The sequence below is a fragment of the Brucella sp. NBRC 12950 genome, assembly GCF_030268145.1.
Lineage (GTDB): Bacteria > Pseudomonadota > Alphaproteobacteria > Rhizobiales > Rhizobiaceae > Brucella.
On record NZ_BSQC01000017.1, the window covers coordinates 57,730 to 80,367 of the forward strand.

The window sequence follows — 22,638 nt, forward strand, 5'->3', positions numbered from 1 at the left end:
TGTGGTTTGATCCGACTAGGCGTTAACGGCCTGCTTTTCCGCACCTGAGTCACGTTCCTTCTTGAGCAATTCTGCCAGAAGGAAGGCCAGTTCCAGCGCCTGATCCGCGTTGAGACGTGGATCGCAATGCGTGTGGTAACGGTCGTGCAGGTCTTCCGCCGAAATTGCGCGAGCGCCGCCGGTGCATTCGGTGACGTTCTTGCCAGTCATTTCGACATGGATTCCGCCCGGATGCGAACCTTCAGCACGATGAATCGCGAAGAAGGATTCCACTTCCTTGAGGATGCGGTCGAACGGACGCGTCTTGTAACCGCCTGCGGTGATCGTGTTGCCGTGCATCGGGTCACAAGACCAGACGACCTTGCGGCCTTCACGTTCAACAGCACGGATCAGCTGTGGCAGATGATCGCCGACCTTGTCGTAACCGAAACGAGCAATGAGCGTCAGACGACCTGCTTCGTTTTCTGGGTTGAGAAGATCTATCAGACGGATGAGATCATCCGGCTGCAGCGATGGGCCACATTTCAGACCGAGCGGGTTCTTGATGCCACGGCAATATTCGATATGCGCATGATCGGCCTGACGTGTGCGGTCGCCAATCCAGATCATGTGACCTGAAGTGCCGTACCAGTCGCCAGAGGTCGAATCGACGCGTGTGAGCGCTTCTTCATAGCCAAGCAGCAATGCTTCATGGCTGGTGTAGAAATCGGTTTCACGGAGCGAATGATTGCTATCGGAGGTTATCCCGATGGCACGCATGAAGTTCATCGTTTCCGAAATACGCTGAGCCAGTGCTGCATAGCGCTCTGCCTGCGGGCTTTTGCCAACAAAGCCGAGCATCCACTGGTGCACGTTCTCAAGGTTAGCGTAACCACCCTGCGCGAATGCACGCAGCAGGTTCAGCGTTGCAGCAGACTGGCGGTAAGCCATGTCCTGACGTTGCGGATCAGGGATACGCGAAGCTTCATCGAAATCGATGCCGTTGATGATGTCGCCACGGTATGATGGCAGCTCGACGCCATTGAGCGTTTCCATGTCGGAAGAACGCGGCTTGGCGAACTGACCAGCAATACGGCCAACCTTAACAACAGGCTTGGAGGCACCAAACGTCAGGACAACGGCCATCTGCAAAAAGACGCGGAAAAAGTCGCGGATATTATCCGCGCCATGTTCTGCGAAACTCTCCGCACAATCGCCGCCCTGAAGCAGAAATGCCTTGCCTTCGGCAACATCCGCGAGCTGGTTCTTCAGCTTGCGGGCTTCACCTGCAAATACGAGCGGTGGATAGGTACGAAGGCGAGCTTCAACATCGGTCAGAGCCTGTGCGTCTGGATAAAACGGCACTTGCTTGATCGGTTTGTCTCTCCAGGAATTCGGGGTCCAGTTCTTCGTCATTTCACACCTGTTTTAATTATCCGCGCGATTTCTCTCGGATTTTGTCCTCCTTAACACGAAAGCCGGCATCCGCTTCTATTGGACAACTCAATGCCCAAACACGGAAACCGGCATACGTGATCGCGTTGATATAATGTAGTCGCTCGCTTTATACCAGCAAGAATCGTTAACAGGATCAGCGTGCGACGAAAGATTTAGCCGTCGACCTTTTCTCCGTTCACAACACGGTAGGTCGGCTTGTACATCGTGACCAGTTCTTCAGCCGCTGTGGGGTGAACGGCCATGGTGCGGTCGAAGTCATCCTTCGTTGCGCCAGCCTTGAGCGAAATGCCCAGAAGCTGTGCCATTTCACCGGCATCCGGCCCCATGATGTGGGCGCCAACAACCCTGCGGCTCTTGGCGTCAACGATGAGCTTCATCAGCATCTTTTCGTTACGGCCTGACAGCGTGTTCTTCATCGGGCGGAACAAGGCGCGATAGACTTCCAATTCTGGATACTTCTTCGCAGCTTCATCCTCCGGCAATCCAACGGTGCCGATTTCAGGCTGCGAGAAGACTGCAGTGGCGATCAGCTCGTGATCCGGCTTGGTTGGATTGTCCTTGAAGGCTGTTTCGAGAAAGCACATAGCCTCATGGATTGCCACCGGTGTCAGCTGAACGCGATTGATAACGTCACCGACGGCCCAAATATTGGAAACACTGGTGCGCGAATAGTCGTCGACTTCGATAGCACCCTGCGCGTCGGTTTTAACGCCAGCCTTTTCGAGACCAAGGCCCTTCGTGTTAGGCTTGCGGCCGATAGCCATCATGACCTGACCGACATTGAGTGTCTCGCCATCGGTCAGAGAAACTTTCAGTTCGCCATCAGACTGCTTTTCGACCTTTTCAAAAACTGCACCACAGATGATACGGATGCCTTTTGCTTCCATCGTTTCATGGAGCAGATGACGGATATCGGGATCAAAGCGCGACAGGATTTCTTTGCCGCGGTAGACAATCGTGGTTTCAACGCCCAGACCATGGAAAATATTGGCAAACTCGACCGCGATATAACCGCCGCCTGCAATCACGATTGCTTTCGGCAGTTCTTCCAAATGAAATGCTTCGTTGGAAGTGATGCAATATTCTGCGCCTGGAAGGGATTCGTGCACACTTGGGTGCCCACCGGTTGCAATCAGAATCTGGTCAGCGGTTACGCGACGACCATCTGCTTTCAGCTCAATAGTATGCTCATCGATAAGCTCGGCGCGGCTTGCAAAAATATCGACCTTGGAATTTTCCAGACCTTTTCGATAAAGGCCCTCAAGGCGGGTAATTTCGTTGTCCTTGGCTTCGATCAGTTTCTTCCAGTCAAAGCTCGATTTGCCAACTTCCCAGCCATAGCCAACGGCGTCTTCAAAATGCTCGGGAAATTGCGAAGCATAGACAAAGAGCTTCTTGGGAACACAACCACGGATAACGCATGTTCCGCCCATGCGATACTCTTCGGCCAGACCAACCTTCTTGCCCATGGCACCGGCCACACGCCCTGCCCGGACACCGCCGGAACCACCGCCGATAACAAAAAGATCATAATCGTAGCTGGCCATGGTGCTCTCCATTCAAAATCAACACTGCGCTTTATGTAAGCAAAAGAAAAAGCCCGGCCAAGTCGCCGGGCTTCTAAATTTTAGTTTACTGCAAGCAATTACTGCTGCGCTGGCTGCTCAGGGGTAGCTGGGGCAGCAGTTGCGCCAGCCTGCGCTGCGAGAACTTCTGCAACACCGGTTGCGAGGTCACGAGCAATGCCGTTCTGCCAGATATTTGCAGCCTTAACGACTTCACGAGTCACGATTGGGCCTTCAGCGAGAAGCTTCTTGCCTGCTTCCGAGGTGTAGAAAGCCGAAATTGCCTTGAGTTCATCTTCGCTGAATGCGTTTGCATAAGCGCGGGCAGATTCGGTTTCGAGGTCTGCGCGACGCGACGCAAGAGCGAGAGCCTTGTCATCAACGGTCTTGGTGATGAGAGCTTCGAGATTCGGATCTTTCTGGATGAGTTCGCCCTTCAGAGCGCGAGCTGCACTTGGCAGGATCTCATCAAACTGCTCCGTCGCATTGATAGAAGCGATTGCTGCGCGTGCAGCTTCCAGATGCGAAGCGGAAATTTCCTGTGCAGAAGCCGCATGAACGCCTGACATCAGGACAAGTGCGGAAAACGGTGCAATCAGACGGCGGAAGCCAGTTGCCGGGATCATATGGTCGGTACTCCGTTCAAACAATTCGTGTCGGCGCTTCAAGGCCGGTTCATGGTTCGGATACCGTCAGCGCCTGCGATAATCGCGGCCCGTGCCAGTCCGATGAAAAGTCCATGCTCAACAACGCCCGGTATGGCGAAGAGAGCGTCAGATAGAATCTTTGGATCGGGAATGCGGCCAAAAGATGCATCCACGATATAATGTCCACCATCCGTTACAAACGGCGAGCCATCTTTTAACCGCAGGACCAGTGGACCTGCAAGGCCACATTGCGATGCTGCCAACTCAATGCTGCGCAAAGTTGCGCCAAGACCGAAACGATTAACCTCAATCGGCAGCGGAAAGCGTCCAAGCGCTTCAACAACCTTCGATCCGTCCGCAATAACAATCATTGAGTCGGATGCAGCCGCGACAATCTTTTCACGAAGAAGCGCACCACCGCCGCCCTTTATAAGAGACAGATCGGCATCGACTTCGTCCGCACCGTCAATGGTCAGATCGAGATGCGGCGTTTCTTCGAGTGTCGTCAGTGGAACACCGAGTTCAGCGCAAAGAGCAGCAGTCCTCTCAGAGGTCGGCACACCGATGATCTTGAAACCACCGTTTACCTTTTCGGCCAGCAGACGCACGAATTCTTCGGCAGTTGAGCCTGTTCCAATTCCCAGACGCATTCCGTCCTTGACGTGCGTCAGTGCCTCTGCAGCGGCGGCGATTTTCAGCTTGCGTGCTTCATCCATGCCTGAATTCCTATATTCCCAGCGGATTCTCACCCGGCTCCGTGAACGCCTCTAGCATGTGCGTGCAGCGCAACAAAGCGCTCAATACAAAATATCGCGATTTTTGCGATAGGCTCTCGTTTCTGCGAGCAATTTGGCCTATTTGAGAAAGCGTTTAGCAATGCGCTCGCAAGTATCATTCCTGAAGGAAGTCACATGTCTGCTGTCAATTCCAAGCCCATTATCGTTTTCGATCTCGACGGAACCCTGGTCGAAACGGCTCCGGACCTTTTGGACAGTCTGAATCATTGCCTTGCTATTTCAGGCCTGCGGACCGCTGATAGTGAATCTCTGCGCCGCTTTGTTGGACAAGGCGGCCGCGTCATGATCGAGCGCGCTTTTGCAGCACAGCAGAAGCAGGTCGATGACGTGAAGCTTGATCACCTTGTCGAAGAGTTCCGCGAACATTATGCAGCGCATATGCCGGGTCACTCGATATTTTATCCTGGCGTTCTTGAAGCGATGGATCGCTTCAGCGCTAATGGTTACACCTTAGCTGTCTGCACAAACAAGTTTGAGGCTCTGGCCGTCAAATTGCTGACTTCTATGGGTGAAGCAAACCGTTTTGCAGCAATTTGTGGTGCAGATACCTTTGCTTATCGCAAGCCTGACCCACGCCACCTGACAGATACGATTGCCAAAGCGGGCGGAAATCGCGACCGCGCCATCATGGTTGGCGACAGCCGTACAGACATCGACACCGCCAAAGCAGCTGGTATCCCTGTGGTTGCCGTCGATTTCGGTTATACTGACTTGCCGGTACAGCACTATGAACCGAGCCGCGTCATCTCTCACTATGATGAGTTCACGCTCAATATGGCTGAACAGCTTCTGGAAGCAGTTGCAGATCAGGTCTGAAATAAGGATTGAGAATATGAAGCGATTTCTAATATTTACTGCTGTTTCCTCAACAGTATTATCAGCTAGCGCTTTTGCTCAAGACCAAGCACCGACAGGGTTGCCAGGCGTAGAACCGCAGAAGCCTATTGTATCTGCGCCTCCGCCTGCCCCGGAACCCAATTCGCAACCCGCCGGAAGCTGGAAAAACTTCCGCGTTGGCAATACCGATGTTTCGATTTCCGGCAGTGTTTCCGTCGATGTCGGAACCGGTGGTAGCCGCAGCTCAGGGCGCTAATCGTTCAAGTGCAGACCAGACAGCGGGCAGTTGGTTCGGCAAATCCTCTGCAATAAGCCCGTGACCGAAGCGTCGTCCAGCGTCAGCGTGTATCCACACAGCTGCACTTGCCGCCTCAAAGGCTGGCATCCCCTGTGAAAGCAGTCCGCAAACAATACCCGCCAGTACATCGCCGGATCCAGCTGTTGCGAGAAACGCTGTACCGTTTGCGTTGATAATGGCACGACCGTCAGGCGCAGCAATCACCGTATCCGGGCCTTTATAGATCACGACGGCATTGGCGCGGCTTGCGGCTTGACGCGCTTTATCCGTCTTTGAACTATCTGCTTCCGCAGCAATATCCGGGAAAAGACGTCGGAACTCGCCTTCATGTGGCGTGAGCACAAGAGCCGTATGCGCACTGCGCTTGGCCTTAAAAAGCTGATCTGGCTTATTTTCAAATGCCGTTATGCCATCCGCATCGAGCACCAGCCCTTTCAAATATTCTGCCTGCCCATCAATGGCGGAAAGGAGTGCCAAAGCATGATCTCGCGCAAATGACGGGCTGCCATATCCCGGACCGAGCACACAGGCAGCGACTTTGCGATCCTTCACAAATGTCTCTACTTCTTTGATATTGCGGGTTTCGCGTACTATGATGCTCGTCAGATGCGCAGCATTTGTCAGAAGTGCATCAGGCGGAGATAAAAGTGTAACTGCCCCAGCACCGCTCCGTGCCGCAGCCATTGCTGACAGTCGCGCGGCACCCGTTGAATGCGCAGGTCCGGAAAAGACGACCGCGTGACCACGACTATATTTATGCGTGTTGATTGAAAGCTGCGGCAGCTGACTTCGCCAAAGCTCAGGTGAGTTTTCAAATGTCTGGAGTTTGATAGTGGTCAAAACGTCATCAGCAATGCCAATATCTGCAACATGAAGAATTCCGCAATGTGCCCTGCCCGGTTGCAGCAAATGGCCCGGTTTCTTGCGGAAAAACGTCACCGTTGCGCGCGCATCGACGGCTCCACCCAATATTTGACCGCTCGCACCGGAAATGCCGCTCGGTAAATCGACAGCTATAACCGGAATGCCGGATGCGTTTAACTCTCCAATAACGGAAGCTTCGACACCCCCGATGCTACGCGTGAGGCCTGCACCATATAGCGCATCAATAACGCCTGCAAAATCGACCGGCGAAAACGCACTGAGCCGACGCACTTCTCCTTTATAGAACAGCAATGCCCGCATCGCGTCGGAGCCCTGCCGGGGCTGCGCAGTTCCAAAGCACATGACATCCATGCCAGCCTCAAGCAGAAACTGCGCGGCTACATAACCATCGCCACCATTATTTCCGGGTCCGCAAAGAACGGCTATCGGCCCCTTACCTGCAAACATGCCCAGAGCCACATGCGCGACCGCATGACCGGCGGCAAGCATCAGTGAAAAACCATCACGCGTGCCAGATTCGATAGTCAGTCTATCCGCACTCGACATTTCCGCTGGCGTCAGCAGTTCAAACATGGCTTCCACTTCCCCTTATTATCGAAGTGATTAATTACGCGGCACTTGCGCTCCATCAAGATTGATTAACTTCTGCGCATTTTGTCTATTTTTTATGCATCGCTAACAAGCTCGAAACCTTGTTGAATATCTTTCATACGGACAGCCTTGTCTCAATGACAATAATAATGCCACTCTGGGCCAAAGAAAGTTGCACTTCTGAAATTACTGAAAATGCGCTAGCCTTGACTTTGGTGCCATTTTCTCTGGGAGTGACAGGGCAACTTCGGGAATTTTTGCTTGAAAAAGCAAGGAACTTAAAAAATTTGATCGGCATAGATCGAGTTGGCACAGTTCATGCTTCTATATTTACGAAACGGGCACAATGTCCATTTCCGAACAAGAGCGGAGACAATTCTCTGATGAAAAAGATCGAAGCCATCATTAAGCCTTTCAAGCTCGATGAAGTGAAGGAAGCCCTTCAGGAAGTTGGTTTGCAGGGTATTACTGTAATTGAAGCCAAGGGTTTCGGCCGACAGAAGGGCCATACCGAGCTTTACCGTGGCGCGGAATATGTCGTCGATTTTCTTCCAAAAGTGAAAGTCGAAGTCATCGTCGCCGACGAAACCGTCGATGGCGCCATTGAAGCTATCCGCAAGGCAGCCCAGACGGGCCGCATTGGTGACGGTAAGATTTTCGTCTCCAATATCGAAGAAGTTATCCGTATCCGTACCGGCGAATCCGGCGTGGACGCGATCTAACGAAACCAAGTCTACCGACCATCGTCGTGCAAACAGGATACCAAAATGACGACTGCCAATGACATTCTGAAACAGATCAAAGACAACGACGTCAAGTTTGTTGACCTCCGCTTCACAGACCCAAAAGGCAAACTGCATCACGTTACGATGGATGTCGGCCTGATCGATGAAGAGATGTTTGAAGATGGCGTCATGTTCGACGGCTCTTCGATTGGTGGCTGGAAGGCTATTAATGAATCCGACATGGTTCTCATGCCAGATCCGGAAACGGCTCACATTGATCCGTTCTTTGCTCAGTCCACACTGGTAATTCTCTGCGACATTCTTGATCCGATTTCGGGTGAAGCTTATGGCCGCGATCCACGCACGACTGCAAAGAAGGCTGAGTCCTACATGAAGTCGCTCGGCATTGGCGACACTGTTTACGTCGGCCCGGAAGCTGAATTCTTCGTATTCGATGACGTCAAGTACAAGGTCGATCCGTTCAACACCGGCTTCAAGCTCGATTCGACCGAACTGCCATCGAACGATGATACCGATTACGAAACCGGCAATATGGGCCATCGCCCACGCGTCAAGGGTGGTTACTTCCCTGTTCCACCAGTGGACAGTCTTCAGGACATGCGCTCCGAAATGCTCACCGTTCTGACGGAAATGGGCGTAACGGTTGAAAAGCATCACCACGAAGTGGCTTCAGCTCAGCACGAGCTGGGTACAAAATTCGACACGCTCGTCCGCAACGCCGACAAGATGCAGATCCAGAAATATGTCGTGCATCAGGTAGCCAATGCCTACGGCAAGACTGCAACCTTCATGCCAAAGCCAGTTTTCGGCGACAACGGCTCGGGTATGCACGTTCACTTCTCGATCTGGAAAGACGGCAAGCCAACCTTCGCTGGCAATGAATATGCCGGTCTGTCGGAAAACTGCCTGTACTTCATCGGCGGCGTTATCAAGCACGCCAAGGCTGTGAACGCATTCACCAACCCATCGACCAACTCCTACAAGCGTCTGGTCCCTGGCTATGAAGCTCCAGTCCTGCTGGCTTACTCGGCTCGCAACCGTTCTGCTTCCTGCCGTATTCCATTCGGTTCGTCGCCGAAGTCGAAGCGTCTTGAAGTTCGCTTCCCGGATCCATCAGCAAATCCATATCTCTGCTTCTCAGCGCTGCTGATGGCTGGTCTTGATGGCATCAAGAACAAGATTCATCCGGGCCAGGCCATGGACAAGGATCTCTACGATCTGCCTGCAAAGGAACTGAAGAAGATCCCAACCGTTTGCGGTTCGCTTCGTGAAGCCCTGCAGGCGCTCGACAAGGATCGCGAATTCCTCAAGGCTGGTGGCGTATTCGAGGACGACCAGATCGATAGCTTCATCGAACTCAAGATGGCTGAAGTGCTGCGTTATGAAACAACGCCGCATCCGGTTGAGTTCGATATGTACTACTCGGTTTAATCGGGATTGCGCGTGGCAATCAGAGATTGCCACGCGCTCCGGTTACTTCTTTAAAGCGCCTCTTATGCGAAAACCGTTTTACGATTTTGGGGATGCGCTTGAGTTACCGAGGGGAACGACGTGCCAGAAGGCGCGCGAAAGAAAACCCGGCGAAAGCCGGGTTTTCTCTTTTTATACAGTTTGTTACAGCTATTAGATAAATAATAACTAGAGCGCTTGAAGTACGCGGGCTGCGACCATCATTTCGCCTAGACGCGTCTTACGACGTGCCTGCGCTCCAGCATCTTCGCCCCAATGTTCGACGGTCCAGTCTTCATCGAGATGGGCACGGTTCCAACCGTCTTCGACAGAGACTTCACCTTTGGCAATTGCCAATGCAATCAGTGCGGAGCCGGTCAGCGTGGTCATCGTGTGGAGCGATGCCAGCGCAATAGGATTCTTGAATTCCGACAGATGAATGCCGAAAGCTGAAATCGCTTCGCGTGACTGTTCGACATGCATCACACCTTCTGCAAGCGCAAAACGTGCGCCAAGGCTCTCAGCCCATTCGATCAATGGGTCCCATTGTTCGGTCTGACGCGCAACAAGCTCTTTCGGGCTCGCGGCGCGGTAACAGATCATGTCCGTTCCGGCAAAACGCAGAATGTCTTCTAAAACCGCTTGCGGGTCTTGTGCAATGCCGTCAATCGCGGTGTTCACCAAACGCGTTGCAGGCATTTTGGAAGGATCTATAACTTCCACCTGTGCACGGAATTCTTCCGCAATAATTTCCGCAGCTTCGCTTGTTGGGAGAAGCAGAACAGCCCGTGCCGGTGTTTTGACCGGACGACCATCGAGATGCACGGTGAACCCGCCTTCGGTTTCGGCAACTTCAGCTTTTTCATAAAAGCGCTTCGGCAGCGGTGTGCGCATCAGTTCCTGAGAGCGCTTTACCGGGTCGGTTTGCGAAATCGGCATTTCAGCTTGGGGATCGCTCAGAGTGTCGCGCATAATAATATCCAATTATTTTAGGTCAGGATGCGAAAGCATCCATTTCATGCAGAATCGCATGAAGCTCTTCAGGCTTGTTCATGACATAATGGGCGCCTGCATCTTTCAGTGCGTTGGGCTTATGATAGCCCCACGAAACACCAGCGGCACGCGCACCCGCTGAACGAGCCATTTGCATATCGTAAATCGCATCGCCGATCACGATTGTTCGCTCTGGTTCTATCCCCATTTCGGCACAGGATTCAAGCACCATAGCCGGATGAGGCTTGGACGGGCAATCATCGGCGGTACGAACGGTCATGAAATGATGTCCAATGCCATGACGTTCGAAAATCGAACGCACGCCACGCTGCGACTTACCGGTAACGATACCCAACAACAAATCATCGCGACTGCCAAGCTCAGTCAGAAGTGGCAGAATACCGTCATAAAGCGGCTCTGCAAAATCAGGGTTCTGACGGTACTTTACAAAGTTTTCCTTGTAACGCTGCGTGAGCCAGTGCGCCTGTTCGTCAACTTCGCGACCGAGCAACCGCGCAATAGCGATTGGAAGAGAAAGACCGATGATTGAGTGGGTCTGCTCGATTTCAGGCGGAACAAGTCCAGCGTCATTAAAACTGGCGACCATGCAATGGTGAATAGTGTCACCACTATCGACAAGCGTGCCATCACAATCAAAGAGAACGAGTTTCATCGGGCGGCTCCGGCTTTTGCTGGTCGATTGATGATAATGAGGCCTAGCCCGATCAGACCGAGTGCGGCAAAGATTTTCCAACCCAGTGGTTCATTGAGCAGCAATCCACTGAGGAGTACGCCGAAAGCTGGCGTTAGGAATGCAAAGTTGGACAATTTGGACGCCGGATACCGACGCACCATCCAGAACCACAATGGATATGTCACAGCTACCACGAACATTGACTGAAATAGAAATGACAGAACTGAGAGCATATCGGGATCGCGGATCAATGGTCCGCTCAAAGACATGAATGGCAACGGCACGAGTGCTGCTACGGCAAGCTGATAAAGCAACGTCTTCTCAGGCGCAGCACTTGCAAGCTTAGACCGCTTAATGACGAGCGTGGTCATTCCCCAAAGCATACCGGAAATCAGCGCAAGCAGATCGCCGTAGACCGCATTGGGGCCGGGACGGCTGATATGATCTGAAAAGACCACGAAAACACCAAGAAACGCCACGCACATGCCTATGAAGGCACGCATGGACATTCGTTCGCCCAAAAGAAAATGACTGCCGATAGCGACCCAGAACGGCATGACATTCATCATCAGCGTGACACGTCCCACACTGGTCAGTTCCATCGCCAGAAAGATCAGAACAAATTCGACACCAAAAAGAAGACCGGCCAGAATACCTGGCTTCAGTGTGCCATCACGGCCAAACAGCGGAATGCGCTTCCAGTAACACCAGAGAAAAACGCAAAGGCCGCCCAAAGCTGCACGACCTGCGGCCATGAGCATGGGATTAAAGCCGCGATTGCCGATCTTGATGGCAACCTGGTTAAGCCCCCAGGTGAACATGATGAACATGACGAGGGCAATTGCCAGCCCGTCGAACGACACCCGGCCCTGAACCGATCCTCCCCCCGTAGCCGACATCTTTACTCTTCCGCGTCTGCCTCATCAAAGCCAAGCAAGTTCCACGACTGCACCATATGCGGTGGCAGCGGTGCGGTGACATCAATAGTGCCACCCGATGGATTTGGGATGCGAATGCGGCGGGCGTGAAGATGCAATTTCTTCTGAATGCCGCCCGGGAATTCCCAGTTCTGGTCAGCTTCAAAGTATTTAGGGTCGCCGATGATTGGATGACCAATATGCGCTGCATGAACGCGCAGCTGATGAGTGCGGCCCGTGTAAGGCTCCATTTCCAACCACGTCAGGTTGTTACCGACCTTCTCGATGATCCGATAATAAGAGACGGCATGATCAGAATCCGGTTCACCATGCTGGCAAACACGCATCTTATCGCCATCCGGCGTTTGTTCTTTGACCAACCAAGTTGAAATCTTGTCTTCGCGCTTGCGTGGAACGCCCTTCACGAGTGCCCAGTAGGTTTTCTTGGTGTCACGCTCGCGGAATGCAGCGGTCAGAGCCTGTGCAGCACCGCGTGTCTTTGCAACAACAAGGCAGCCTGACGTATCGCGGTCAATACGATGTACGAGGCGAGGCTTTTCACCCTTCTTATTGCGCCATGCTTCAAGCATACCGTCCACATGCCGGACAAGGCCGGAACCGCCCTGCACTGCCAGACCCGCAGGCTTATTGAAAACAAAGACCTTGGCGTCTTCATAAATCAACATCTGCTTGAGGACATCACCATCTTCCTGACTGCGAATAGTGCGCGCAGTTACAGGACCGGTGGCCTTCTCATCAACGCCCAATGGCGGAATACGGACCGACTGGCCTGCCTGCAGACGTGTATCTGCCTTTACGCGACCGCCATCCACGCGAACCTGTCCGGAACGCAGCAGTTTCTGCAGGTGTCCAAACCCAAGTCCGGGAAAATGAACCTTGAACCAGCGATCAAGACGCATACCCGTCTCGTCTGCAGCCACATTCTTTTGTTCAACGCCTGCCATGGAAAACCCGATCAATACTTCTTAGGGGCACGAGCTTCGCGTGCCTGTCTCTGGTGCGTCTTACAGGCGTAACCGTCAGCCGGTCGCCGGAATGCGCTTTAAATCTGTCAATAGACGCGCCAAGGCCGGATTGCTAGGCATAATCGACGAAAACAACAATCTGCCACTGTAACAAAACTGCCTTAGACTCTTCACGGTCGGTTACATCTATTTTTAATTTATGGTCAACCTTGACACCCAATCGCCACTTCTTGCCGCCATTGCATATTGATAGAACAACGGGACTGCACCATTTAGTCCAGTGAAATAGAACGAGCGGGAGTCCGAAGGTGTCATTGCTCAAAATCTACTGGCGTGCCATGGAATATCTTGCGGCTGAGAAAGCTGCAACCATAACCATGTGTATAGCAAGCGTATTGGTTGCCCTTGTCATGCTGGCCGAACCGATCCTTTTCGGTCGGGTCATTCAGGCTATCTCCGACAAGGGAGATATCGTTACGCAGCTCGCCATGTGGGCCGCTCTTGGCGGGTTTAACATCATTGCAGCAGTCTTCGTTGCGCGTGGGGCTGACCGCCTCGCCCATCGTCGCCGTCTGGGCGTAATGATCGACTCCTATGAGCGCATCATCACCATGCCTCTTGCATGGCACCAGAAGCGCGGTACGTCGAATGCACTGCATACGCTGATCCGCGCGACAGACTCGCTCTTCACTCTCTGGCTCGAATTCATGCGTCAGCACCTGACCACGATTGTGGCTCTGGGCGCGCTTATTCCGGTTGCAATGAGCATGGACCTTCGCATGTCCATGGTTCTTATCGTGCTCGGTGTCATCTATGTGATGATTGGCCAGCTCGTCATGCGTAAGACCAAAGATGGCCAGACCGCCGTTGAAAAGCATCACCACAAGCTGTTCGAGCATGTGAGCGACACGATCAGCAACGTTTCTGTCGTGCAGAGCTATAACCGCATTGCCTCTGAAACGCAGGCGCTGCGTACCTATGCCAAAAACCTCGAAAACGTCCAGTTCCCGGTTCTCAACTGGTGGGCGCTCGCCAGCGGTCTTAACCGTATGGCCTCGACCTTCTCGATGGTTATCGTGCTTCTGCTTGGCGCATATTTTGTGACCAAGGGTCAGATGCGCGTTGGTGACGTGATTGCCTTTATCGGCTTTGCGCAGCTGATGATCGGTCGTCTTGACCAGATCAGCGCCTTCATCAACCAGACTGTGACTGCCCGTGCCAAGCTTGAAGAATTCTTCGAGATGGAAGACGCGACTGCTGACCGTCAGGAACCGCAGGGCGCAACCGATCTTGAAAACGTCAAGGGTGGCATTGTGTTCGACAATGTGACCTTCGAATTCCCGAATTCGGGTCAGGGCGTCTATGACGTTTCGTTTGAAGTGAAGCCGGGACAGACCGTCGCTATTGTTGGTCCTACAGGTGCCGGTAAGACCACACTGATCAATATCCTTCAGCGCGTGTTCGATCCTGCCGCTGGTCGCATTCTGATTGATGGCACCGATACGCGTACTGTCAGCCGTCGTTCGCTACGCCATGCCATTGCAACCGTGTTTCAGGATGCCGGTCTGTTTAATCGTTCGGTTGAAGAAAACATCCGCGTCGGTAATGAAGATGCGTCTCATGAAATGGTTCATGCTGCTGCCAAGGCTGCTGCTGCCCACGACTTCATTCTCGCAAAGGGCAATGGTTACGATACAGTGGTAGGTGAACGTGGTTCGCAGCTTTCGGGTGGTGAACGTCAGCGTCTGGCGATTGCTCGCGCTATCCTGAAAGATTCACCAATCCTCGTACTCGACGAGGCGACCAGTGCGCTTGACGTTGAGACCGAAGAAAAGGTCAAGCAGGCTGTTGATGATCTAAGCCAGAACCGCACGACCTTCATCATCGCGCACCGTCTGTCGACTGTCCGTTCTGCCGATATTGTCTTGTTCATGGACAAGGGTCATCTGGTCGAACGCGGCAGCTTCGATGAACTGGCTGCGCGTGGTGGCCGCTTCTCCGACCTGCTTCGTGCTGGCGGTCTGCAGCTTGAAGACAAATCTGAAAAGGCTCAGAACGAAGAAGCCGAAGAAAGCAACGTCATGCCATTCCCGGTTAAGGGCTCTGTTGCCTGATAGAGTTGCGTATCAATGAAAAAAGCCCGCTGCGAAATTCGCAGCGGGCTTTTTCTTACTAAAGAGGCACTTCAAATCGCAAGCCGTCGTAGCCGGGTTCTACGTGATCAGGCGTTTCACGCATAACCGTGTCGTAATCGAGCGGCACATGCATATGCGTCAGGATTGCTCGTTTTGGTCCGAAGAATTCGATCCACTCCAACGCCTGTTCCAGTGAGAAATGGCTTGGATGCGGGCGATATTGCAGCGCACCAATAATCAGCACATCGGCGTGGCGGATATATTTCAGGCTCTCATCCGGAAACGCGCTGACATCCGTGCAGTAAGCGACACTGCCAATGCGGAAGCCAAGCGATTCAATATCGCCATGCACCTGCATAAATGGCTCAAAGCGGATCGATCCGCCCGCACCCGTGATCGAGAATGCTGTTTCAGCCATTATGTCATGCATCGAAAGGATCGGCGGATAACTCGATCCCACTGGCGTCTCAAAACAATAGCCGAAGGCTTCAAACAGGCGGTTGCGTGTCAGCCGGTTAGCATACACATCCATCAGTCGCCGGTTTTCAACGACATAGGTTCGTAAGTCATCGATGCCGTGGATATGGTCGGCATGTGGATGCGTGTAAACAGCAGCGTCAAGCGACGGCACGTTGGCATCAATCATCTGGTCCCGGAAATCCGGGCCCGTGTCGATAACAACGACCGTGCTGTTCCCGTCGGCGTCGAACCTTTCAACAAGCAAAGCTGCGCGGCGGCGCTTGTTCTTTGGATTTTTGGGATCGCAATTGCCCCAATCACCATTGATGCGTGGCACACCGGGAGACGAACCGCACCCGAGAATTGTGAAACGCAGACAATTGCGAGGCGATACCACGATGATTATTCCCCGGTAGGCTTTGGCATTTTGGAGAAAAGCCGGAAGACATTTTCGCTGGTAATGTCAGCGATTTCTTCGCGGCTTACACCAATCGTTTCAGCCAACACGGCTGCTGTGTGCTGCACGAATGATGGCTCATTGCGCTGGCCGCGATGCGGCATAGGCGCAAGATAAGGCGCATCAGTCTCAACCAGCAAACGGTCACGCGGAACAATCTGTGCTATTTCGCGAATATCAGCCGAGTTCTTAAAAGTCAGAATGCCCGAGAATGACACGTAGCCGCCCAGCTCGACGCCCTTTTCGGCGAGAGCGCGTCCTGACGAAAAGCAATGCAGGATGAATGGAAATGCACCCTTCGCTGTCTCAGATTCCAGAATGTCAGCCATGTCCTGATCCGCGCTGCGTGCGTGGATCACAAGCGGCAACTGCGTACGACGTGCAGCTTCAATATGCACGAGGAAGCCCTGACGTTGGGCTTCTGGCGGCGCATAATCATAATGATAATCAAGCCCCGCCTCGCCTATGGCGACAACTTTCGGATGCTCTGCCAGCCGCACGAGATCATCGGCAGTAACATCCAGTTCTTCATGTGCGTTGTTCGGATGCGTACCAACCGAGCAATAGACTGAATCATATTTCTCCGTCAGTGCGAGGATCGTATCGAACTTGCGCACTCGCGTCGAAATCGTGACCATGCGTTTAATGCCAGCGTCGAGCGCGCGGTTTACAATAGCGTCGCGCTCGGGCTCGAAGTCCGCAAAGTCTAGATGGCAGTGACTATCAACCAGCATATTCAGCTCAGTTCTGTTCTTCCGCTTCCACATAGCGCGGGAAAACCGGCTGCGGTGCAGGCAGTTCTGCGCCACCGACAAGCGGATGCGCGCTTACGTCAGAGAACTGACGCTGATCTGCCGGGATTGCCAGAGTATCGAGCAGCTTTTCTGCCGACTGCGGAATGAAAGGCTGAACCATGATGCCAACGCGGCGGATCACTTCTGCCGTCACATAGAGCACTGTGCCCATGCGTTCCATGTCAGTCTTGCGCAGCGCCCAAGGCTCCTGCCCCGCAAAATAGCGGTTTGCTTCCGCAACAACGGCAAAGATAGCCCCGAGGGCGATGTGCAATGCCTGATCGCCGACAGCTTTCCGCGCGGTTTCCAATGCAGCATCAGCCTGATTGAGAATGGCCTTATCGGCATCCGAGAATGCAGCCGGAACTGGAACCTTGCCTTCGCAGTTCTTTGCAATCATCGATAGCGAACGCTGTGCGAGGTTGCCAAGATCATTGGCGAGATCGGCATTGGTGCGGTTGACGATTGCATCGTGGCTATAGCTGCCATCCTGACCGAACGGCACTTCACGCATTAGGAAATAACGCAGCTGATCAAGGCCGTAGCGTTCGACCAGTTCAAACGGATCGATGACATTGCCGAGAGATTTCGACATTTTTTCGCCGCGGTTGAACAGGAAGCCATGCGCGAATACGCGCTTTGGCAGCGGAACGCCTGCCGACATCAGGAATGCAGGCCAGTAAACCGCGTGGAAACGCGAAATATCCTTGCCGATAATATGCGCATCCGCAGGCCAGTAAGCCCACTTCTCGTCAGTCGTATCAGGATAACCGAGAGCGGTAATATAGTTGGTCAGCGCATCGACCCACACATACATGACATGCTTTTCATCGCCCGGAACAGGAATACCCCAGTCGAACGTCGTGCGCGAAATTGACAGATCCTTCAGGCCCGACTTTACGAAGCTAACGATCTCGTTGCGACGCTCCGCAGGCATGATGAAGCCGGGATTGTTTTCATAGAGTTCAAGGAGCTTGTCCTGATAATTCGACAGGCGGAAGAAATAGCTTTCTTCTTCAACCCATTCGACCGGCGTGCCCTGTGGACCGTAGCGAACATTGTCCGCACGCACCTCAGTTTCTTCTTCGCCGTAATAGGCTTCATCGCGCACCGAATACCAGCCCGCATAACCGCCCTTATAAATATCGCCATTGGCCGACATTGCCTGCCAGATTGCCTGGCTGGCCTTGTAGTGGCGTTCTTCCGAGGTGCGGATATAATCGTCGTGCGAGCTGTTCAGAAACTCACCCATGCGCTGGAAAGCAGCCGTGTTGCGATCTGCGAGTTCGCGGGGCGTGATGCCTTCCTTGCGCGCGCTCTGCAACATCTTGATGCCGTGTTCATCCGAGCCGGTCAGGAAGTGAACATCCTTACCATCCAGACGCTGAAAACGCGCCATGGCATCGGTCGCAATCAACTCATAAGCATGGCCGATATGCGGCTTGCCATTCGGGTAAGCAATCGCGGTGGTGATGTAGAATTTTTCGCGGCTCATCAGAAATCCGGCTTCTTCAAGTGTGATGTTTAAAAAACGTTAGCGGTGACATAACGCAACTAAGTCGGCATGTCACGTAAGCGGAGGCACGCCAGACCGAAAAGCGCGATGCGTTTTTTCCAAAAGGATCACAACTGCTTGTTTGCGGTCGAGATTATAGGTCTCGGCATTGAAAATTTCGCGTGTTAGTTCGCTCCAGTAGCGTGACCACTGATCGGCTTCGCGCAGTTGGCCCGAATCTGCATAGCGACGAGCTTCATCGGCGATGCGGCTCATGAGATAATCGCGGAACAGCTCATATTGAACCTCCGCCTCGCGGCCATTGAGAACGCTTGAAAGCGCCTGTGCTTTCGGCAGGTCGAAATTCTGCCCCTGCAAGATTGCATCAACCGTATCGGATACTTCCAGACCACCGTGTGCTACAAGCAGCAGCGCCTTGCGCACGCTGCCTTCTGAACGCGTGAGCAACGCTGGCGTGATGTCACCCGCATCAAGGCCAACACTTGGCCCGATATGTTCCAATGCATTAGTGAGTGGCTCATCCGCAAGTGGCTTGAACTGGATGCTCTGGCAGCGTGAACGGATCGTCGGCAATAACCGTCCCGACGAATGCGAAATCAGAATGAAGATTGCGCGGGCTGGCGGCTCTTCCAGCGTTTTGAGAAGCGCATTGGCAGCGTTGCGGTTCATGTCGTCGGCGGGGTCGACAATCACAATACGCCATGCGCCGTCAGATGCCGTGCGGGTCAGAAAATGGGTAACACGGCGAATTTCTTCAACGGGAATACCGGTTTTAAACTTGCCCGTCTTCTGATCAAAGGGGCGGTTGATATGCAGCACAGCTGGATGCATACCGCCTGCGATCTGCCGCCAGAGTGGCTTACTGAAATCAGGTACGCCTATAGTTTCAGGGGCAAGTGCTTGGTCTGCATGAGCCAGCATATGGCCTGCCAGATGAAAGCCCAGCGTCGCCTTGCCGATACCCTGTTCGCCCTCAAAAAGCAGCGCATGATGCATACGGCCTTCGCGATAGGCTTGCGCGAGAAAAGCTGCGATTTCACTATGGCCGGTGAGATAATCGCTTGCCGACGGTTCGGCCACGCCCTCGATGGAATCATGAGCTTTGGGGACATCGAGTTCTTCGATCACAGAAGACCTCTTTTCTTCAGAATTTCATCAGCGATGGCGATGATGTCGGCAGAAATTACATCTTGAGCGCGGTCCGCATCGACGACCGTGCAGCGGTCGGGTTCGGCTTTTGCAATGGCAAGAAAAGCCTGACGGCGCGCTTCATGCACGGCAATCGCTTCTTTCTCGAAACGATCCGCCTCGTCAGCCCCTCGCCGCCTATTGGCTCGTGAAAGACCTTTTTCCGCAGGAATATCGAGAATGATCGTGAGATCAGGCATGGCGCCGTCAATGGCGATACGCTCAATCGCCGCCATATAGGTGGCATTGAGATTGCCAGTAACACCCTGATAGGCGCGGCTCGAATCGATGAAGCGGTCGCAAAGCACGATGCGGTTTTCAGCAAGCGCAGGACGGATCAGCTGATCAACATGATCGGCACGAGCAGCGGCAAACAGCAATGCTTCCATGGCCGGACCATAGCTTTCGGCATTCCCGCTCAGAATCACATGGCGAACAGCCTCTGCACCCGCAGAACCACCGGGTTCGCGTGTTATTAATGGATCAAGCCCAAGAGCGCGCAAATGCTCTGCCAGCAAGGCGATTTGGGTTGATTTACCCGCGCCTTCCCCACCCTCGAATGTAATGAATAATCCGGTCAAATTGACTTCCGCAAACTGAATTATCGCCTGTTCAGGCTCTTAATCTATTTAACGGCGTTTATTCACAAGGTCGAGTATCTGGACCGCTTTTCGATCTGATTACATCAGATCAGCACGTCAGATATGTCTTCTAACGCGCATCACATCCGAAAACCGGTGCGCACTTTTCAGGAAGCGCGTTAAAGATACTTCCTCAACCAACCGGTGGAGAGTTCCATGACTGCGCCCATCGCTCGCTGCGATAGCGTACCAACAGGTACCTCCTGCGCCGTGTAAAGTGGCATCTGCTGAACGACATTGCCATTCAGTTCAAACTGCAGCGTCCCGACCTCAGTATCGGCTAAAACAGGTGCACTGAGCGGTCCCTGATATGTAATACGCGCTTTCAGCTTGTCGCGCCCTTCGTTGGGGAGCAACAATTCAACGTCAGCATTCACTTTCAGCGGAACACTGGACGCCGAACCACCAAAAACCTGCGCTGTGCTGACCTCTTCATTAGCCGCATAAATATCGACGGTATCGAATGAAGTCATGCCCCACTGAATGAGCTTTTTGGCCTCTTCTTCACGCTCTTTGATACTTGTTAGACCACTCATCGCCAGGAAAAGCCGACGCCCGTTCTGTTCTGCAGATCCAACAAGCGCATAACCGGACGCTTCAGTGTAACCCGTTCCCATGCCATCAGCATCGATATCGAGCCGCAAAAGCGGGTTTCGATTGCGCTGCATGATCTTGTTCCAGGTAAACGCTTCTTGCGCGTAATATTTATAGCGTTCCGGATGGGCGCTGTGGATGTGGCGCGCGAGTTTTATCAGATCCGACAGCGTCACCGTTTGTCCGGGAGCAGGCAACCCGGTGGAGTTCACGAAATTCGAGCCAGTCAAGCCCAGCTCTTTCGCACGCTCATTCATTGCTTGAGCAAAAGCACCTTCACTACCAGACAGGCCTTCAGCGAGAATGATGGCGCCATCATTGGCCGCCTGCACGATCATGCCCTGAAGAAGATCGGCAACGGTCGGGGTGGATTTGATGGCAGCAAACATGGTCGATGTGCCGGACGGCGCCCCGCCGGTACGCCAGGCATATTCAGTAACCGGATAGGTGGTTTCGAGTGTCGTTTTGCCTTTTTCAAGCGCCTCAAAGACAACTTCCGCTGTCATCAGCTTGGCAAGCGATGCCGGTGGGACTTTCATATCCGGATTTTTTGAAAGAAGAACTGTGCCGCTCTTGTCGTCTAACAAAAGCACCTGTGGCGCTTTCGTTGCAAAGCCTGCCTGCACCGTCTGCGCATAGCTCGGTGCGGCTATTAAAACGGCAGCGGCAACCGCCGATGTAATCTTTATGCTTATCGAGAAACGCCCCATCTTACACCCGTCATGCTTCTTCTTCGACGAAGCTACGCGGCGTTTCTGGCCGAAATCAGTCCGCACGAACGACAAAGGCGTCGGTCGCTCCAGCCTTCCATGCAGCGCGAAGCAGATCGTCGTTATTGCCCTTTTCGGCAAAAGCTGTCAGCTCGTAAATATCACCCTGCTCTGTCGGTATTTTTGTGCGCGTTACGCGCGCAGAGCGAGGCAGAGATTTTTCGAGCTTCATCGCATCTTCCAGCGAGTTAAACATGCCGATTTCAACATATTCACGCTGTTCTTCCGTATTGCGACGCTTCCATGCATCGGAAACAGCGTTTGCTGTCAGGATGCTGCCATAGGTACGCTCTTCGACATAGGCTGATGCAGCCAAGCGATCCGACGCATAGCCAAGACCGCCAATACGCGCTGCCGTGGCGACGCCAAAGCTGCCAGCCGGACGCTGCGATGGAACTGGAACGTTGGCAGGAAGCAACGGCATTTCACCATCGCCATAAGCGGGATTAACTTCAAATGGCGAAGATTGTGGAACCGGCATGGCTGCGATACCCGCAGGTGTTGGTGTCGGCGCATTCATGGCCATCATGACGCCCGTGGCTGGCTGTCCGATAGGATCGCCATTGCCCGAACGGTAAGACGCCATCAGATAAGCATCATCCTGCCCATCAAGCGGCGCACGCCCAACATATTCAACCTTCACATCAGCGGTACCATGATGCTGGTAATCCAGCATTTCGGCAGCCTTCTGCGACAGATCGATAACGCGATCACGCTCGAATGGCCCACGATCATTCACGCGAACAATGATGGAGCTGCCATTGAAAGTGTTGGTGACACGCGCATAACTTGGCAGCGGCATTGTTGGATGCGCTGCCGTCAGATGCGTCATGTCGTAGATTTCGCCATTGGCGGTCAGACGGCCATGAAAAGCGCTGCCATACCAAGAGGCGCGGCCTGTCGAGGCGTAGTTCTTGTTTTCTTTTGGATAATACCAACGGCCTTTAACCTGATAGGGTTGACCGATCTGGTTGCGCCCACCGCCGCGAGGCAGAGGCTTCCCTTGAACATTGGTAACTCGGGGGCTGGCTTTGACGCCGTATTTGGATTCGGCAAAATATTCTTTGGGGTGCTTTTTCTTCGATGACTTCGGTTGAGGGGCGCTTGCACAACCCGCGAGAGCCACGGCTAATGCCATGAATGTCAACATTGCAGTCGATCCGCGTTTTTCACGCTTAATCGATAGCCCTACGTTTCCAGCACGGTTTTGCCACCGGTTCGAACTCATACGCCACACGCCCG

21 protein-coding genes are annotated in these 22,638 nt (G+C 53.3%); 5 read left to right on the forward strand and 16 right to left on the reverse strand.

What is annotated here, in order from left to right; translation table 11 throughout:
• Positions 1–15: 15 nt before the first annotated feature.
• The 4 genes from QSJ70_RS23375 to rpiA form a co-directional block, all read right to left on the reverse strand.
• Positions 16–1,395: a class II 3-deoxy-7-phosphoheptulonate synthase gene (locus tag QSJ70_RS23375; protein WP_007874927.1), complete on the reverse strand. Its 1,380-nt coding sequence runs from the start codon at positions 1,393–1,395 to the stop codon at positions 16–18.
• A gap of 194 nt (positions 1,396–1,589) precedes the next feature.
• Positions 1,590–2,984: a glutathione-disulfide reductase gene (gor, locus tag QSJ70_RS23380; RefSeq protein ID WP_285540079.1), complete on the reverse strand. Its 1,395-nt coding sequence runs from the start codon at positions 2,982–2,984 to the stop codon at positions 1,590–1,592.
• A 98-nt stretch (positions 2,985–3,082) separates the two neighbouring features.
• Positions 3,083–3,628, reverse strand: a complete 546-nt coding sequence (locus QSJ70_RS23385) for a DUF2059 domain-containing protein (protein ID WP_064320600.1) — start codon at positions 3,626–3,628, stop codon at positions 3,083–3,085.
• 38 nt (positions 3,629–3,666) lie between these two features.
• Positions 3,667–4,365: a ribose-5-phosphate isomerase RpiA gene (gene rpiA / locus QSJ70_RS23390; protein WP_112804802.1), complete on the reverse strand. Its 699-nt coding sequence runs from the start codon at positions 4,363–4,365 to the stop codon at positions 3,667–3,669.
• A 195-nt stretch (positions 4,366–4,560) separates the two neighbouring features.
• Here rpiA and QSJ70_RS23395 point away from each other — a divergent pair, with 195 nt between their 5' ends.
• A complete protein-coding gene (locus QSJ70_RS23395; RefSeq protein ID WP_112804805.1) occupies positions 4,561–5,262 on the forward strand; it encodes an HAD family hydrolase in 702 nt (233 codons plus the stop codon).
• Positions 5,263–5,278: 16 nt separating this feature from the next.
• On the forward strand, positions 5,279–5,539 hold the full coding sequence (locus tag QSJ70_RS23400; protein WP_151561764.1) for a hypothetical protein: 261 nt from the start codon (positions 5,279–5,281) through the stop codon (positions 5,537–5,539).
• Here QSJ70_RS23400 and QSJ70_RS23405 read toward each other — a convergent pair.
• Positions 5,528–7,039 (reverse strand): NAD(P)H-hydrate dehydratase, encoded by a 1,512-nt coding sequence (locus QSJ70_RS23405; RefSeq protein WP_285540084.1) that lies wholly within the window; start codon positions 7,037–7,039, stop codon positions 5,528–5,530. The genes QSJ70_RS23400 and QSJ70_RS23405 overlap by 12 nt on opposite strands.
• A gap of 401 nt (positions 7,040–7,440) precedes the next feature.
• Between QSJ70_RS23405 and QSJ70_RS23410 the strand changes: the two genes are divergently transcribed.
• Positions 7,441–7,779, forward strand: a complete 339-nt coding sequence (locus QSJ70_RS23410; RefSeq protein WP_007874909.1) for a P-II family nitrogen regulator — start codon at positions 7,441–7,443, stop codon at positions 7,777–7,779.
• Between the two features lie 45 nt (positions 7,780–7,824).
• Entirely contained in the window at positions 7,825–9,234 is a 1,410-nt protein-coding gene (gene glnA, locus QSJ70_RS23415; RefSeq protein WP_007874907.1) for a type I glutamate--ammonia ligase, read from the forward strand.
• A 207-nt stretch (positions 9,235–9,441) separates the two neighbouring features.
• On the opposite strand, the gene QSJ70_RS23420 is transcribed toward glnA, so the two are convergent.
• Genes QSJ70_RS23420 through QSJ70_RS23435 form a run of 4 tightly spaced genes read right to left on the reverse strand, consistent with a single transcriptional unit; the run spans position 9,442 to position 12,821 of the window.
• Positions 9,442–10,224, reverse strand: a complete 783-nt coding sequence (locus QSJ70_RS23420; RefSeq protein ID WP_285540087.1) for an ATP12 family chaperone protein — start codon at positions 10,222–10,224, stop codon at positions 9,442–9,444.
• Between the two features lie 22 nt (positions 10,225–10,246).
• Positions 10,247–10,918 (reverse strand): HAD-IA family hydrolase, encoded by a 672-nt coding sequence (locus tag QSJ70_RS23425; protein ID WP_285540089.1) that lies wholly within the window; start codon positions 10,916–10,918, stop codon positions 10,247–10,249.
• Entirely contained in the window at positions 10,915–11,838 is a 924-nt protein-coding gene (locus QSJ70_RS23430) for a DMT family transporter (protein WP_079211840.1), read from the reverse strand. Before QSJ70_RS23430 ends, QSJ70_RS23425 begins: the two co-directional genes overlap by 4 nt.
• Before the next feature lie 2 nt (positions 11,839–11,840).
• A complete protein-coding gene (locus tag QSJ70_RS23435) occupies positions 11,841–12,821 on the reverse strand; it encodes an RluA family pseudouridine synthase (protein WP_064320594.1) in 981 nt (326 codons plus the stop codon).
• A gap of 329 nt (positions 12,822–13,150) precedes the next feature.
• On the opposite strand from QSJ70_RS23435, the gene QSJ70_RS23440 reads away from it, so the two are divergent.
• A complete protein-coding gene (locus QSJ70_RS23440; protein WP_007874893.1) occupies positions 13,151–14,956 on the forward strand; it encodes a glucan ABC transporter ATP-binding protein/ permease in 1,806 nt (601 codons plus the stop codon).
• 58 nt (positions 14,957–15,014) lie between these two features.
• Here QSJ70_RS23440 and QSJ70_RS23445 read toward each other — a convergent pair whose 3' ends face one another.
• The 7 genes from QSJ70_RS23445 to QSJ70_RS23475 form a co-directional block, all read right to left on the reverse strand.
• Positions 15,015–15,833 carry an MBL fold metallo-hydrolase gene (locus QSJ70_RS23445; protein WP_285540094.1) on the reverse strand — a complete coding sequence of 273 codons (819 nt, stop codon included), beginning with the start codon at positions 15,831–15,833 and terminating at the stop codon, positions 15,015–15,017.
• Between the two features lie 5 nt (positions 15,834–15,838).
• Positions 15,839–16,627: a TatD family hydrolase gene (locus QSJ70_RS23450; RefSeq protein ID WP_285540096.1), complete on the reverse strand. Its 789-nt coding sequence runs from the start codon at positions 16,625–16,627 to the stop codon at positions 15,839–15,841.
• Between the two features lie 7 nt (positions 16,628–16,634).
• The gene (gene metG, locus QSJ70_RS23455) at positions 16,635–18,182 is read right to left on the reverse strand and encodes a methionine--tRNA ligase (RefSeq protein WP_285540098.1); all 1,548 of its coding nucleotides are present in this window, start codon (positions 18,180–18,182) and stop codon (positions 16,635–16,637) included.
• A gap of 72 nt (positions 18,183–18,254) precedes the next feature.
• Positions 18,255–19,331 (reverse strand): DNA polymerase III subunit delta', encoded by a 1,077-nt coding sequence (locus QSJ70_RS23460; protein ID WP_285540100.1) that lies wholly within the window; start codon positions 19,329–19,331, stop codon positions 18,255–18,257.
• Positions 19,328–19,972: a dTMP kinase gene (gene tmk / locus QSJ70_RS23465; protein ID WP_285540102.1), complete on the reverse strand. Its 645-nt coding sequence runs from the start codon at positions 19,970–19,972 to the stop codon at positions 19,328–19,330. The genes QSJ70_RS23460 and tmk overlap by 4 nt, the downstream gene beginning before the upstream one ends.
• Positions 19,973–20,151: 179 nt before the next feature.
• On the reverse strand, positions 20,152–21,336 hold the full coding sequence (locus QSJ70_RS23470; RefSeq protein WP_285540220.1) for a D-alanyl-D-alanine carboxypeptidase family protein: 1,185 nt from the start codon (positions 21,334–21,336) through the stop codon (positions 20,152–20,154).
• A 55-nt stretch (positions 21,337–21,391) separates the two neighbouring features.
• Entirely contained in the window at positions 21,392–22,624 is a 1,233-nt protein-coding gene (locus QSJ70_RS23475) for a septal ring lytic transglycosylase RlpA family protein (RefSeq protein WP_285540104.1), read from the reverse strand.
• Positions 22,625–22,638 lie beyond the last annotated feature (14 nt).